The organism is Pedobacter cryoconitis (genome assembly GCF_001590605.1).
Classification (GTDB): Bacteria; Bacteroidota; Bacteroidia; order Sphingobacteriales; family Sphingobacteriaceae; genus Pedobacter; species Pedobacter cryoconitis_A.
Map to the genome: position 1 here is coordinate 350680 of NZ_CP014504.1, position 14906 is coordinate 365585.

Consider the following 14906-nt stretch of genomic DNA (forward strand, 5'->3'; position numbering starts at 1 on the left):
GATAAGACTATGAATTATTTTGTAAATGAAAAAGGTTATTACGGAGATTTTGGAGGGGCATACATTCCCGAAATGCTTTATCCGAATGTAGAAGAGCTCAGACAAAATTACCTCAAAATCATTGGGGATGCAGAATTCCAGAAAGAGTTTCATGCACTGCTGAAAGATTATGTAGGCAGACCTTCTCCGCTTTACCTTGCAAAACGGTTATCTGAAAAATACAATGCGAATATCTTTCTTAAAAGAGAAGATCTGAACCATACTGGGGCGCATAAAATAAACAATACTATTGGCCAGATCTTACTCGCTGAGAAATTAGGTAAAAAGCGGATTATCGCTGAAACTGGTGCAGGACAGCATGGCGTGGCGACCGCAACGGTATGCGCATTGCGTGGTCTGGAATGCGTAGTTTATATGGGCGAAATCGACATTCAACGCCAGGCACCTAATGTAGCCAGAATGAAAATGCTGGGTGCTAAAGTTGTTTCTGCAGTTTCAGGAAGTAAAACACTGAAAGATGCCACCAATGAAGCAATGCGTGACTGGATTAATAATCCAGTAGACACACATTATATTATCGGATCTGTAGTTGGGCCGCATCCTTACCCTGATATGGTTTCTATCTTTCAATCTATCATTTCTGAAGAAACTAAAAAGCAATTGATCGAACAGACTGGAAATGATCAGCCTGATTATGTCCTGGCTTGTGTAGGTGGCGGAAGTAATGCGATGGGCATGTTTTATCATTTTATCAATGATGAAAATGTAAAGCTGATCGCTATTGAAGCAGGAGGGAAAGGTGTGGATACCGGATTCTCAGCAGCAACTACTTTTCTGGGTAAAGAGGGTGTACTGCATGGAAGCAGAAGTATCCTCATGCAAACCGCAGATGGACAAGTTGTAGAACCGCATTCTGTTTCTGCCGGATTGGATTATCCTGGAATAGGTCCTCAGCATGCACATCTTTTCAAAACTACCAGAGCAGAATATGTTTCGGTCACAGATGATCAAGCATTGAACGCAGGATTGCTATGTACCCAAATGGAAGGAATTATTCCTGCCATTGAAAGTGCGCATGCGCTTGCCCATTTAGAGAGAATGAAATTTAAAGGTGGAGAAAATGTAGTCGTTTGTTTATCCGGCAGGGGAGATAAAGACATGGATACTTACATGAAACATTTCGGTTTTTAGAGTCTGTTTAGACAGTCTTTTATATATACTATAGCATACAGATCAAATGAACAGGATTAATAAAATATTCAAAGAGAAAAAGAACAATATACTATCCATCTACTATACAGCAGGTTATCCGGGTTTAGGTGACACGGTTGCAATTGCAGCTGCCCTGGAAAAAGCAGGAGCCGATATGCTGGAAATAGGTTTTCCTTATTCAGATCCGGTAGCAGATGGACCGGTTATTCAAGCCAGCAGTAAACTGTCCCTAGACCAGGGGATGGATTTAGACTTGTTATTTGAACAGTTAAAAGAATTGCGCAAAACAGTTACAATCCCGGTCTTGTTGATGGGGTACGTAAACCCAGTATTACAATACGGTGTAGAGCGTTTCTGTAAATCCTGTGCTGAAGTGGGGGTTGACGGTTGTATTGTACCCGATCTGCCAATGGTCGAATATGAAGAATTTTATAAAGACGTATTCCTGAAATACGGATTGAGCAATATATTTTTAGTTACCCCGCAAACTTCAACAGAGCGTATCCACAAAATTGATTCCCTGAGCAATGGATTTATCTATTTATTATCTTCTTCTGCTACAACAGGGCAAAACTTGCAAGTATCGGATACCACAGAAGCTTATTTTTCAAGGATTGCAGACCTGAAACTAAATAATCCAACAATGATCGGATTCGGGATCAGCAGTAAAGAGACTTTTGATAAAGCTTGTAAATATGCAAATGGAGGAATTATCGGTACAGCTTTTGTAAAAGCTATTGCAGCAGGTAACCTGGATGAGAATATTGAAGCGTTTATGACGAAATTTACGTCATAAACGCTGCTAATAAGAATAAAGCTGCTCATAAGAATAAAATAGCTCGGTACAGGCAATCTATCAGCACGAATACTGGTGAACTTATTATAAATAGTTTTCCAGTATTCCTTTTCCCTGACGGATAATCTCAAAATCGCCCTGCGTACAATCTACCACTGTAGAAGCTTCATTATCGCCATAGCCGCCATCAATCACCGCATCAACTAATGCTTCATATTTCTCATAGATCAATTCAGGATCTGTAGAATACTCCACCAGCTCATCATCATCCTTAATCGATGTTGACAAAATCGGGTTGCCTAACATTTCAACTATTGCCCTCGCAATACTGTTATCAGGTACCCTGATCCCGACAGTTTTCTTATTTGAACTCAGTAATTTTGGAACATTGTTGTTCGCATTGAATATGAAAGTAAAAGGGCCTGGAAGGGCTTTCTTTAACAAGCGGAATACAGTAGTGTCAATCGGCTTGACAAAATCAGAGATGTGTCTGAGGTCAGAACAGATAAAAGAAAAATTCGCTTTTTCAGGCTTTATGCCTCTGATCTGACAAATTCGCTCAATCGCCTTCTGGTTGGTGATATCGCATCCTAATCCATATACAGTATCAGTGGGATATATGATAATACCGCCCTTTTTGAGGACTTCAACCACTTGTTCAATCGCTTTCGGATTCGGATTTTCCGGGTATATTTTGATTAACATATGTAAATTTACAGATAATTTGGTTGAGTCGTTGATAAATGTTCGTACTATTGCCCCTGATTTAGTAATTACAAGAGTATGAGAAAAGCATTTATTGCGATTGCCGCATTTTTAGTCACGGCAACTTTGATGATTAGCCTGGCTTGGCCACCGTTTTATTGGGCCTTTATTTTTATAGGTCCTGTCATTTTATTGGGCATTTATGACCTTTACCAGCCAAAACATAGTATTGTTCGAAACTACCCGGTTTTAGGCCGCTTAAGATATCTTGCAGAAGATTTGCGCCCTAAAGTATACCAGTATTTTGTAGAAAGTGACACGAATGGGAAACCTTTCAGCAGACTAAACCGTTCGCTGATTTATCAGCGTGCAAAAAAAGAAAATGATACTATTCCATTTGGTACACAGCTTGACGTTTATGAAAACGGATACGAATGGTTAAGCCATAGTATTGCAGCGATCAGTCACCATGAATTGAACGAAGACCCAAGAGTATTGGTCGGTGGCCCTGATTGCGCACAGCCTTATTCTGCAAGTATATTAAATATTTCTGCCATGAGTTTTGGTTCCCTGAGCCAGAATGCGATCCTTTCTTTAAACGGAGGCGCTTTTATGGGCAACTTTGCACATAACACCGGCGAAGGAGGGATCAGTGATTACCATGCTGCTCCAAAAGGTGATTTAATCTGGCAGATCGGAACCGGTTATTTCGGTTGCCGTAACGATGATGGCTCATTTAACTATGATGCTTTTGGCATACGTTCAAAAACTGAGCAGGTTAAAATGATTGAGATTAAACTTTCACAAGGAGCTAAACCCGGACACGGTGGTATTCTTCCTGCAAAAAAGGTAACTCCGGAAATTGCAAGAATCAGGTTAGTAAAAGAAGGATTTGACGTGATTTCCCCACCTGCACACTCGGCGTTTTCAACACCTTTAGAGTTGCTTGCTTTTGTGAAAAAGTTAAGAGAGCTATCTGGTGGAAAACCAATTGGGTTTAAGTTATGTATCGGTCGTAAAAGTGAATTCTTTGCGATTTGCAAGGCGATGGTAGAAACAGGTACTTATGTAGATTTTATTACCGTTGACGGTGGTGAAGGTGGCACAGGAGCATCTCCACAGGAATTCTCAAACGCAGTAGGTATGCCTTTAAGAGAAGGTGTAGCTTTTGTTTATGATGTGCTTTCAGGTTTTGATTTAAAGAAACATATCAAGATTATTGCCTCAGGTAAAGTTTCATCAGGATTTGACCTGGTAAAAAACATTGCATTAGGTGCTGATTTATGTAATTCTGCCAGAGCGATGATGTTTGCTTTAGGCTGTATCCAGGCGCTGGAATGTAATAGCAATACTTGTCCTACAGGTGTAGCTACACAAGATCCTAGTCTGATGAAAGGATTAGTGGTAGAAGATAAAAAAGTACGTGTATTTAACTATCACCGTTTAACGGTAGCAAGCGCAGTTGAGCTTTTAGGTGCGGCAGGTTTACGCCATACTTATCAATTGAGCAGGGCTTATATCAACAGAAGGATTGCACCAAATGTAATGCAATCTTATATGGAAACTTTCCCTTATATCCCTGAAGGCAGTTTGTTGAATACACCTTATCCATTGAGATTTGAACTGGGCATGGCTTTAAGTACTTCCTCCAGCTTTGCACCTACAGATTATAGAGTAACTGCAATTGATTATGCACACGCGAATTCATTTACAGATACGCAGCAATCAAACAACTAATTAATCAGAATATAAAAAGGGGATGTGTCTTTACAGATACGTCCCCTTTTTTATATCAGAATATGGAGTTTACCAAACACCTACACGGTTTGCAGGTGCAACATACATCTTTGCAGTTGCTGGTACGTTAAATGCTTTATAAAAAGCTTCCATGCTGTAAACAGCACCGTTAACTCTGAACATTTCCGGAGAGTGCGGATCAGTTTTTAAACGAACGCGCATAGACTCGTCTCTGCTCTTGATACGCCAAACCTGCGCAAAGCTCAGGAAGAAACGCTGATCGGGTGTAAAACCATCAATCTTTTTATCGCTTTTGCCATCTGGCGTTAATTTAAATGCCTGATAAGCAATTGCTAAACCACCGATATCTGCCAGGTTTTCCCCTAAAGTCAACTCGCCATTTACATGTTGGTTATCGAGTAAAGTAAAGCCATTGTACAAGTCAACTACCCTTTTAGCTTTCTCTTTGAATTTAGTCGCATCTGCAGCTGTCCACCAATCTTTAAGGTTTCCGTCTTTATCATATTGTTTACCCTGATCATCAAAACCATGTGTCATTTCATGGCCAATTACAGCACCAATCGCCCCATAATTGATTGCATCATCTGCATTGACATCAAAGAAAGGAAACTGAAGAATTCCCGCCGGGAAAACAATCTCATTAATAGAAGGATTGTAATACGCATTTACCGTTGGTGGCGTCATTCCCCATTCTGTTTTGTCTACAGGTTTCCCCATTTTTTCTACCATTTCTTTGTAAGCATGTTTATCTGCCGACTGAAGGTTCGCGAAATAGGTGTTTTTTGAAATTTCTACATCATCATATTTTTTCCATTGATCAGGATAACCGATCTTTTTAATGAATGCATTCAGTTTCTCCAATGCTTTTTGTTTAGTAGCAGGAGTCATCCAGTCTAATTTCTCGATTCTTGATTTGTAAACTTTTTGAAGATTATCTACCAGTTCCAGCATTCTTTTCTTTGATTCTGGGGTGAAATGCTCCTTTACATATAATTGTCCAAGCAACTCGCCCATGTTTCCGTCTGTGCTGCTTACAATTGCTTTCCAGCGTTCTTTTGGTGCTTTCAGTCCTTGTATAGTTTTACCGAAGAAATCAAATCTTGCAGTACGGAAATCTTTGCTCAATGCACCTGTCGCGTTATTGATCGCATCAAACTTTAATTTTTCTTTCCAGATAGCAATTGGCTCTGATTTTAACAGGTTATTTAGCGCCTGATAGTATTTTGGCTGACCTACGATGATCGTGTCAGTTTTAAGCTCTAATTTGCCCAATACTGTTTTCCAGTCAATGTCAGGAGTCAGTTTCTGGAAATCGGCCAGGTAATATTTGTTGTAATTTTTCGGGATATCACGTAACTCAACAGGAGTAGAATGTGAATTTGCAATACTGGTTTCCAGTTTAAGGATATGGTCAGCAGATTTCGCTGCGTCTTCTTTTTTTGAACCTGTTAAGACAAAAAGCTGGGTAATGTAGTTCAAAAAACCTGCTCTGATTTTCTTGGTTTCTGCATCATTATTGAAGTAATAACTGCGTTCTGGTAAGGTAATACCAGACTGGCCGAAGTTAACTGCGTTTTTATTGCTGATCTTGTCATCAGGCCCAACATGGAAGTCTAATAAATCGCCGTTACCATTTTTATAACCATCGGCAATAAAACTGATCACCTCTTTATAATCTTTCAATCCATCAATCTGTGCAAGCAGAGGCTTTAATGGGGTGTAACCTAATTTTTCAATAGTCACGGTATCCATTCCACTGGCGTAGAAATCACCTACTTTTTGTTCCAGGCTACCTTTGCTATGTTCTTCTCTGGCAGCGTTAGTCAGGATCTGCTCCAGATTTTTTATATTATCATTGTATAACGTATAGAAAGAACCCCAACCCGTTTCCGTCTTCGGGATTTCTGTATTTTTCATCCACTTCCCGTTGGCATACTGAAAGAAGTTGTCTCCCGGTGTAACCGTGGTGTCCATGCCAGACTTATCAAAGAACTCTGTTCTGGCCTCTTTATGAGCAGTACTGCCTTTGTCTTTGTTCTGACAAGCAGCTAGCAGTGCCAATCCTGCTAATGGTAAAATTATTTTTGCTTTCATCTATTTGTTTATTGTTTTTTTCTGTCAGATGGAGCCTTTGATGATTAAAATAAGTATTGCCCTTCGGATTTAATTATTTTAATCATGTCAGGTTCATATTTGAAATTTAAGTCTAAAACTAATCAATAGCGGTGAAAAAGCACAAAAAAAGAGGATACCATTACTGATATCCTCTTTTTAGATAATTTATGGCGTTTAAAACTCTGCGTTTTTCGGGAAACGAGGGAAAGCAATCACATCTCTGATGTTGGTCATACCAGTAACAAACAAGACTAAACGTTCAAAACCTAAGCCGAAACCAGCATGTTTAGCAGAACCGAATCTTCTGGTGTCTAAATACCACCACAACTCTTCCTGAGAGATATTCATTTCATCCATACGCTGAGTCAGCTTGTCCATTCTTTCTTCTCGCTGTGCACCACCGATCATCTCGCCAATACCAGGGAATAAAACGTCCATCGCCGCAACAGTCCTTCTGCCTTCAGCATCCGGCTCATTCTGGCGCATATAGAATGCTTTAATATCTGCTGGATAATCCGTTAAGATAACTGGCTTTTTAAAGTGTTTCTCTACCAGGAAGCGCTCATGCTCAGATTGTAAATCAGCACCCCACTCATTAATCAGGTATTTAAACTGTTTTTTCTGATTAGGTTTTGACGAACGCAAAATCGCAATTGCTTCTGTATACGTTAAACGTACAAATTCATTATTGATACAGAAATTCAGCTTTTCTATCAATGATAATTCACTGCGTTCTTGCTGTGGCTTGGTTTTTTCGTCCTCTAATAAACGGTTATTTAAGAATTCAATCTCTTCTTTACAGTTGTCCAGTGCGTAAGTGATGATATATTTCATCATATCTTCTGCAAGCTGCATGTTGTCTTCCAGGTCAGCAAAAGCAAATTCAGGTTCAACCATCCAGAATTCTGCAAGGTGACGTGTAGTATTTGAATTTTCTGCTCTGAAAGTAGGGCCGAAGGTATAAATCTGACCAAAAGCCATCGCTGCCAATTCACCTTCCAGCTGACCGGAAACAGTTAAATTAGTCGCACGGCCGAAGAAATCTTCAGAAAAATCTACTTTTCCGTCTTCAGTTCTTGGGGTCTGATCAAAATCAAGAGTGGTTACTTTAAACATTTCGCCCGCACCTTCAGCGTCAGACGCTGTGATTACAGGCGTATGCATGTAAACAAAACCTCTTTCATTATAAAATTGGTGTATTGCAAATGCCAATGCGTGACGCACTTTGAAAACAGCATTAAAAGTATTGGTACGGAAACGCAGGTGTGCAATTTCTCTTAAAAATTCAAGACTGTGTTTTTTTGGTTGCAAAGGGAATTTTTCCGCATCACTATCACCAAGAATTTCGATAGAAACTGCTTTTACATCAACACGCTGGCCTTTACCTAAAGATTCTACCAATTGACCAGTTACAGCAATTGCTGCGCCTGTGGTAATCCTTTTTAATAATTCCTCCGCTGTATTTTCAAAATCAACAACTATCTGAATATTTCCCATGCAGGAACCATCATTGATGGCAATAAACTGGTTGTTACGGAACGTTCTTACCCAACCCATTACGGTCACTTCTCTGTTAAAATCAGTTGTTTCTAACAGGCTTTTTATTTTTTCTCTTTTAATCATGATTTTCTTGTGGAGCGCTCAAAAATAATGATTTCCATTTAGAAATAACAGGGTTAAACTTTAAGTTTTTAGCAGGAGAGTTAAAATTGCAGCTTATCGGATTATGGCTGAAAATGAGTTAAGCTAAATTATTTTAGGTTTATTTTGGTATTTTTTGCTAAAATAAATTGTTTTATTCTTTATTTGTGGATAATTTAATAGGAAACAGCTGTTTTTTATTGTTTAATTTTTGTTTTTTACTGAAATTGTCTATTTTTTGATGTGTTTTATTGCTTTAAATTTGTCTTTTAATTTTTTTTGTATAAAATATTGTGTGTTTAATTGAGTTATTGTGTCTAATAATCAGGTAATTGTATTTTTTGGTGTTAAATGATGTGTTTTAATTGTGTTAATGTTTTGTTTTACCATAAAAGTCCCTATATTTGTATTGCTCGTTTAAATTATATTTGGTTAAGAAACCTCTGGCTTAATTGCTGGAGGTTTTTTTGTTTAAGCAAATTGTGGAAAAAGACGTGAGCTGAATAGCTTTTAGAAATTAAAGGCATAAAAAAATGCCAATTGCTTTTAAACAATTGGCATTTTTTATATAGTAAGCATCCTTTAAACCGGACACGAAGAGTTTCCTCTTTTTTTATCTGTTATAGACTAAGCTAAAACCTGGGTAACTAAGGCAGCAGCATCTTTCAATGCAATTGCAGAGAAAACTTTCAAACCAGACTCATCAATTAGTTTTTTCGCTTCAACAGCATTTGTACCTTGTAAACGACAGATAATTGGAACAGGAATATCTCCGATCTCTTTATAAGCGTCAATTACACCCTGAGCAACACGGTCACAACGAACGATACCACCAAAGATGTTGATTAAGATAGCTTTAACATTCGGATCTTTTAAGATGATGTTAAAACCAGCTTTTACAGTTTGTGCGTTAGCTGTTCCACCTACGTCAAGGAAGTTAGCCGGCTCACCACCTGCAATTTTGATAATATCCATAGTTGCCATAGCTAAACCAGCACCGTTAACCATACAACCAACGTTTCCGTCTAATTTTACATAGTTTAAGTTTGATTCACTAGCTTCAACGTCAGTTGGATCTTCTTCCAGTTTATCACGCATTGCTGCATAATCAGGATGACGGAATAAAGCATTCTCGTCTAAATCTACTTTCGCATCAACAGCAATAATTTTATCATCTGATGTTTTTAAAACCGGGTTGATTTCAAACATTGCAGAATCAGTGTTGTCATAAGCTTTGTAAAGCGCAGTAACAAATTTCACCATTTCTTTAAAAGCAGCACCGCTTAATCCAAGGTTGAAAGCAATTTTACGTGCCTGAAACCCTTGAAGACCAACTTTAGGATCAATCTCTTCTTTGAAAATTAAGTGAGGAGTGTGTTCTGCAACTTCTTCGATATCCATACCACCTTCGGTAGAATACATGATGATGTTTTTTCCACTGGCACGGTTCAATAAAACACTCACATAGAATTCTTTTGTTTCAGAAGCTCCCGGATAGTAAACATCCTGAGCAACAAGAATTTTATGTACTTTTTTACCTTCTGCACTAGTTTGAGGTGTGATCAATTGCATACCTAAAATATCGGTAGCTCTTTGTTTAACCTCGTCAAGGTTTTTAGCCAACTTAACACCTCCACCTTTTCCTCTTCCACCAGCATGTACTTGTGCTTTAATTACTACCCAGTCAGAGTTGTAGTCTGCTTTCATTTTTTTAGCAGCTTCTACAGCCTGCTCAACAGTTTCGGCAACTATGCCTTCTTGTACGGCAACACCAAAACTTTTAAGTATTTCTTTACCTTGATATTCGTGTATATTCATTTGCTGAAAAAATTTGATCCAAATCTACAATTTCATATTGGTTTTAAAAACTTAGAGCCAGTTTAAATTTATAAAATAACCTTGTTTATTGCTTATTTTTCAGTGAAAGCAGGCAAATGTTAAGACCTTAACATTTTCTATACACGCTTAACCATGGTTTTACCTGAATGTAAAAACTGCAAATCTTCCGTTAATTGAATTTAATCTCAAATTTTGTAAGTTTGTTGCATGCTAAAAGCCACAGGTATCAGAAAAGCTTATGGAAGTCTGCCTATTCTAAAAGGAGTAGATTTTGAAGTTGCCAAAGGAGAGATTGTCAGTATCATCGGGGCTTCAGGTGCGGGTAAAAGTACTTTACTGCATATTTTAGGTACGCTGGATAAACCAGACGAAGGAACTGTTGAATTAAATGGGACCAAACTGGCACAGCTTTCCGGTGAGCCCATGAGTATCTTCAGAAATCAGAATATTGGTTTTGTATTCCAGTTTCACCATTTACTGCCGGAATTCAGTGCACTTGAAAATATCTGTATTCCTGCTTTTATTGCTAAAAAGAGTAAAAAAGAAGCGGAAACCCGTGCATTGGAACTTTTAGAACTGCTTGGCTTAAAAGATCGCGCGTCGCATAAACCAAACCAACTGTCGGGAGGGGAGCAGCAGCGTATTGCAGTAGCCAGAGCTTTAATTAATAATCCTGCCATTATATTGGCCGATGAGCCATCAGGAAACCTTGATTCAGCAAATGCTGAGTCCCTGCATCAGTTTTTTATCACCCTGCGTGATAACTTTCAGCAGACATTCGTAATTGTTACCCATAATAAAGACCTTGCCTCAATTAGCGACAGGGTTGTCACCATGAAAGATGGTTTAATTGTATAAAATTTGAAAACACTGATTACCGGAGGCAAATCTGCCCAGGCACAAAAAATATTAAAGGCATTTACCGGCGACCAAATCCTGCTAGGGGATTATGGCGACATGCCTTCTTTTGCATCTGCTCAATACCAGTTTGTAAGTTTAGGCGAGCGGAATGAGGATACCATAGCACATACACTACTGAACGCTTGTTTAGACCAGCAAGCAGATCGTTTATTGCCATTGTATAGTTTCGAACTGGAAGCTGTGATGCGGTCGGCTGTTTTATTTGAAGAGTTCAATATTCATGTTTTATTACCTGATTTGCTTCATTTCCCGCTTTACCTGTCTGAAAAGATCACAGATAAAAATAACTGGGCTGTGTTTGACAAAGGAGAATTGCTTTATGCTGCTATACCAGCGGCTCAATTAGCCGTACTGGGAAAAGAAAAAACATTAAATGGTGTTTTCTATATGAATGAAGCACCGCAGGAACAAGCATTATTTACGATTGCGTAATGAAATACCAAGAGCTCATTAATCCCAGACAGGCCTTTGTTTTTGGTCTGGATGATGTCTTATATCCGCTAAAGGATTATCAATTGCAGGTTTATTATCTGTTTGCACAGTTTATAGAGTATGGAGAGCAAATAGATGCACAGGCAATTGTGCAGTTTATGAATGAGGCCTATCTGACAGATGGCGCTGAAGCTATCTTTGCTAAAACAGCAGCAAAGTTTAATTTACCTCAGAAATACATCATTAACTTTGATTTACTGCAACAGAATGCAAAGCTCCCGCTAAAATTATTGCTTTTTGCACCTGTTCTGGATTTTCTGAAAGAAATCCATGCCGCTGGTAAACCTATCTTTTTATTGGTAGATGGTGATCCGGTACAGCAGTTGAATAAAATCAGGCAAATGGAGTGGAACGGTTTAGCGCAGTCTTTGGTTGTCTATTTTAGTGCAGAAACAGGTACTTTTAAACAGACGCTGGACATGATCGTCCTGAAGCATGACTTAAAGAAGAAAGAAGTTTTAGTCATTGGTAAAAGTCTGTGTGTCAGTGAAGATAAAATTGAATTTTTAGCTGTAGATCAACTTTAATACTTATTCTTTCTTTACCTTAATTGCATATTTCATATTGCCTATTTATGAGGATAAACTTATCAAACAATCGTTTAGCGATTTATACGCTGTTTCTTTTAATCGTGATTTCAAGTTCATGTAAAAAGAGCCCTAAGCCAGATATTACAGATAACCCAACAGACAGAAACGGAGGATTACCAGCTGTGGGTACGCGTACACAGTTGACGCTGGATTCGCTGTTTTTATATGCTAAACAGATTTACTACTGGAGTGATGCGATCCCTGCTTACGATGCTTTCAATCCAAGACAGTATTCCAGCAAATCAAAGCCAATCGATAATTATGATGACGAGTTATTTGCCATCAGTAACCTGAAGCTTAATCCTGCCACTGGTAAACCTTTTGAATATAATGGTTATGGTTATCCTAAGTATTCCAGGATTGATGACCTGACCCAGGCAAATCCAAATGCTACTTCTGCAATAAAAACTGCAAATGTAGATGTAGACAATAACGGATATGATGTAGGGATCAGGCCTATTTTCTATCTTTTCAGAAATTCTGATAAATATCAATTATTTGTCACTGCTGTTTATCCGGGGTCTCCGGCAGAAACTGCTGGTGTGAAAAGAGGCTGGTTAATTACAAAAGTGAATGGCCAGACTGTAGGTGCGAGTTACACGAATGAAAATGAAACTGTATTTAATTCGTTTTCGGCAGCTTCCGTAACTATTGAAGGTTATAACTCCATTGATAAGGTTCCTTTTAGTTTAACGCTGAACAGAGCTTCTTATAAAAGCAATCCGGTTTACACCGCTAAAGTTATTGCCCGTTCAGGTAAAAAAATAGGTTATTTAGCTTATGCAAGATTTGCACGCTTATCAAGCAATACCGGAGCAAGTGATGCCAGTTTGGATCCTGTATTTGCAGATTTTAGCGCGCAGGGTGTAACTGACCTTATTATTGATTTAAGATACAATGGCGGTGGTTATGTAAATGCAGCATCTTATCTGACCAATCTGATCGGACCATCAAGTACTTCAGGAAAGACTATGTTCACTGAAATTTATAACCCATTGATGCAGGCTGGTAATGCAACTATTCTTGCCAATCAGCCGCTTCTTGATGGAGATGGAAAGATTATACGCCAAAATGGAAAAATAGTGACTGCCGCTGACGATAACTATTCAGTAGCAGCCAATACCATTACATTTAGTAAAAAAGGAAGCCTGAGCGGAGTCAATAATGTCGTTTTCATTGTGACGCGTAATACAGCTTCTGCAAGTGAGATCGTAATTAACAGTCTTAAACCTTATATGAACGTAAAATTGGTAGGGGATACCACCTACGGTAAACCTGTTGGATTTTTCCCTATCGTACTGGAAAACAGATACCAGGTTTATATGCCAATATTTGAAACCAGAAATTCAAAAAATGAAGGTGGATACTATACAGGGATGGTACCCGATGTATTGGATGAATATGACGACCCTGAATACGTTTTTGGTGATGTAAGAGAGAATTACCTGGCTAAGGCATTAAATGTACTGGCACCTTCAGTTACCGCTACTCAGGGTATTGCCAATACGGAAACCAGGAGAGCTAGTACAGTGGAATTCAAAGGCCAGCAGATCAGAAAGGTTAATCCTAATAGTGAATTTGTAGGAATGATTGAAACCAGGCATTCCCGGAAAAGATAAAGTAAGGCGAAAAAGGCCGGGATTGGACATGCCCCAAAAAGCATTTTCTGTTACAATAACCATGGGTCTGTCCTTGTTGTTTTTCAGGCCATAACTGCCTGTTTTCAGGCTGATTTAGTCAGTTAGAAAACAGGCAGTTAGAGCAAAGAAAGAGTTGCGGAATTATTTATTATCTTCTTTTTGACTGAAGTCTGTCACGCAGTATTTTTTCTACGGTACGCTCTTTATCAATGTTATCTGTGATTTCTAAAATACCATTTGCAGCATTAATGAAAAATGCCTGATTGATATTCTCGAATTTGTCTGAAGATTTGTGGTAATCTTTATGATCTTCTACTCCAAAGTAGATGAAAGGAATGTTTTTGGCATTAAAAGCAGACTGATCACTTTGATTTGTCCAGTCATCTGCTCCCAACCTTGAATTATCATGTCCAAAAAGTATTTTTAAATCAGGAATGGTTGTGGCAATATAGTTTTTGAGTTGCGGATATATATAGGTTCCGGCCGCATAAAGTTCACCTTTATCATTATGACTGATCATATCCAGGTTAAGGTTCAGTTTGATTTTACTCAGTTCAACCGGAGGATGGTTCACAAAGTACTCAGAGCCTTTCCTGCCAAATTCTTCTGCATCAAATGCAACAAAAATCAGGGTATACATCGGTTTATTCTTTGCATAGTGCGTGGCTATTTTCAGTAATCCAGCTACGCCGGAAGCATTGTCGTCTGCACCATTATAGATTGTTCCGTTAATCACGCCTAAGTGATCATAGTGTGCGGAAATAACGATTACTTTACTGGTTGTCCCTTTGATATAACCAATCATATTCTTACCGGTAATTTTTGGATTATCAATACCCGCAAAAGTAAAGGATTGCTGGTAGCCATTACAGCTTTTGTAGGCTTTGAGGCCAATTTCCTTAAAACGTTTGGTAAGGTAAGCCCTTGCTAGTTCGGCACCTTTAGTACCTGTTTTTCTGCCTTCGTAAGCATCAGAAGACAGAACCTTGACGTCATTGATTAACTGATCAGCGTGAACGGGTTGATTGGATGTTTTTACTGCATTGCAACCCAGTGTAAATGCCAGGGGTAATAGCAAATATAATTTCATAGCGCCAGAATTTTTATTAATAGGTTGTTGTGTTGATATCCCTAATATATTACAAATTAGTGACACTTCAATGGGCTATCGTAAAAACTTAACTAAAGGGCTCCTGT

At 38.6% G+C, this 14906-nt stretch carries 12 protein-coding genes; 7 read left to right on the plus strand and 5 right to left on the minus strand.

The window, feature by feature from the left end:
* Window positions 1-9: 9 nt before the first annotated feature.
* Both trpB and trpA read left to right on the plus strand, forming a co-directional pair.
* Window positions 10-1191: a tryptophan synthase subunit beta gene (gene trpB / locus AY601_RS01605; RefSeq protein WP_068395529.1), complete on the plus strand. Its 1182-nt coding sequence runs from the start codon at window positions 10-12 to the stop codon at window positions 1189-1191.
* Between the two features lie 46 nt (window positions 1192-1237).
* Window positions 1238-2008, plus strand: a complete 771-nt coding sequence (gene trpA, locus AY601_RS01610; protein WP_068395530.1) for a tryptophan synthase subunit alpha — start codon at window positions 1238-1240, stop codon at window positions 2006-2008.
* Window positions 2009-2092: 84 nt separating this feature from the next.
* Here the strand turns inward: trpA and AY601_RS01615 are convergent, their stop codons facing one another.
* Complete coding sequence (locus AY601_RS01615; protein WP_068395532.1) at window positions 2093-2713, minus strand: L-threonylcarbamoyladenylate synthase; 621 nt, start codon at window positions 2711-2713, stop codon at window positions 2093-2095.
* A 78-nt stretch (window positions 2714-2791) separates the two neighbouring features.
* Between AY601_RS01615 and AY601_RS01620 the strand changes: the two genes are divergently transcribed.
* Window positions 2792-4450 carry an FMN-binding glutamate synthase family protein gene (locus AY601_RS01620; protein WP_068395534.1) on the plus strand — a complete coding sequence of 553 codons (1659 nt, stop codon included), beginning with the start codon at window positions 2792-2794 and terminating at the stop codon, window positions 4448-4450.
* Window positions 4451-4519: 69 nt separating this feature from the next.
* On the opposite strand, the gene AY601_RS01625 is transcribed toward AY601_RS01620, so the two are convergent.
* The 3 genes from AY601_RS01625 to sucC all read right to left on the minus strand — a co-directional run bounded on the left by AY601_RS01625 (window position 4520) and on the right by sucC (window position 10045).
* On the minus strand, window positions 4520-6565 hold the full coding sequence (locus AY601_RS01625) for a M13 family metallopeptidase (protein WP_068395536.1): 2046 nt from the start codon (window positions 6563-6565) through the stop codon (window positions 4520-4522).
* A gap of 195 nt (window positions 6566-6760) precedes the next feature.
* Entirely contained in the window at window positions 6761-8209 is a 1449-nt protein-coding gene (gene asnS, locus AY601_RS01630) for an asparagine--tRNA ligase (protein ID WP_068395538.1), read from the minus strand.
* A 645-nt stretch (window positions 8210-8854) separates the two neighbouring features.
* The gene (gene sucC / locus AY601_RS01635) at window positions 8855-10045 is read right to left on the minus strand and encodes an ADP-forming succinate--CoA ligase subunit beta (RefSeq protein ID WP_068395540.1); all 1191 of its coding nucleotides are present in this window, start codon (window positions 10043-10045) and stop codon (window positions 8855-8857) included.
* Window positions 10046-10273: 228 nt separating this feature from the next.
* Here sucC and AY601_RS01640 point away from each other — a divergent pair, with 228 nt between their 5' ends.
* From AY601_RS01640 to AY601_RS01655, 4 genes are read left to right on the plus strand one after another with little or no spacing between them, the layout of a single operon-like run.
* Window positions 10274-10924 carry an ABC transporter ATP-binding protein gene (locus AY601_RS01640; protein ID WP_068395542.1) on the plus strand — a complete coding sequence of 217 codons (651 nt, stop codon included), beginning with the start codon at window positions 10274-10276 and terminating at the stop codon, window positions 10922-10924.
* A gap of 3 nt (window positions 10925-10927) precedes the next feature.
* Window positions 10928-11419 (plus strand): hypothetical protein, encoded by a 492-nt coding sequence (locus tag AY601_RS01645; protein ID WP_068395544.1) that lies wholly within the window; start codon window positions 10928-10930, stop codon window positions 11417-11419.
* A complete protein-coding gene (locus tag AY601_RS01650; RefSeq protein ID WP_068395546.1) occupies window positions 11419-12006 on the plus strand; it encodes a haloacid dehalogenase in 588 nt (195 codons plus the stop codon). The genes AY601_RS01645 and AY601_RS01650 overlap by 1 nt, the downstream gene beginning before the upstream one ends.
* A 47-nt stretch (window positions 12007-12053) precedes the next feature.
* Complete coding sequence (locus tag AY601_RS01655) at window positions 12054-13688, plus strand: S41 family peptidase (protein WP_068395548.1); 1635 nt, start codon at window positions 12054-12056, stop codon at window positions 13686-13688.
* A 169-nt stretch (window positions 13689-13857) separates the two neighbouring features.
* On the opposite strand, the gene AY601_RS01660 is transcribed toward AY601_RS01655, so the two are convergent.
* Window positions 13858-14799 carry a M28 family peptidase gene (locus AY601_RS01660; RefSeq protein WP_068395550.1) on the minus strand — a complete coding sequence of 314 codons (942 nt, stop codon included), beginning with the start codon at window positions 14797-14799 and terminating at the stop codon, window positions 13858-13860.
* Between the last annotated feature and the right edge of the window lie 107 nt (window positions 14800-14906).

Coding starts and splice junctions, on each gene's coding strand:
- trpB (WP_068395529.1), top strand. CDS start 10: ATGAATTATTTTGTAAATGAAAAAGGTTATTACGGAGATTTTGGAGGG.
- trpA (WP_068395530.1), top strand. CDS start 1,238: ATGAACAGGATTAATAAAATATTCAAAGAGAAAAAGAACAATATACTA.
- AY601_RS01615 (WP_068395532.1), bottom strand. CDS start 2,713: ATGTTAATCAAAATATACCCGGAAAATCCGAATCCGAAAGCGATTGAA.
- AY601_RS01620 (WP_068395534.1), top strand. CDS start 2,792: ATGAGAAAAGCATTTATTGCGATTGCCGCATTTTTAGTCACGGCAACT.
- AY601_RS01625 (WP_068395536.1), bottom strand. CDS start 6,565: ATGAAAGCAAAAATAATTTTACCATTAGCAGGATTGGCACTGCTAGCT.
- asnS (WP_068395538.1), bottom strand. CDS start 8,209: ATGATTAAAAGAGAAAAAATAAAAAGCCTGTTAGAAACAACTGATTTT.
- sucC (WP_068395540.1), bottom strand. CDS start 10,045: ATGAATATACACGAATATCAAGGTAAAGAAATACTTAAAAGTTTTGGT.
- AY601_RS01640 (WP_068395542.1), top strand. CDS start 10,274: ATGCTAAAAGCCACAGGTATCAGAAAAGCTTATGGAAGTCTGCCTATT.
- AY601_RS01650 (WP_068395546.1), top strand. CDS start 11,419: ATGAAATACCAAGAGCTCATTAATCCCAGACAGGCCTTTGTTTTTGGT.
- AY601_RS01655 (WP_068395548.1), top strand. CDS start 12,054: ATGAGGATAAACTTATCAAACAATCGTTTAGCGATTTATACGCTGTTT.
- AY601_RS01660 (WP_068395550.1), bottom strand. CDS start 14,799: ATGAAATTATATTTGCTATTACCCCTGGCATTTACACTGGGTTGCAAT.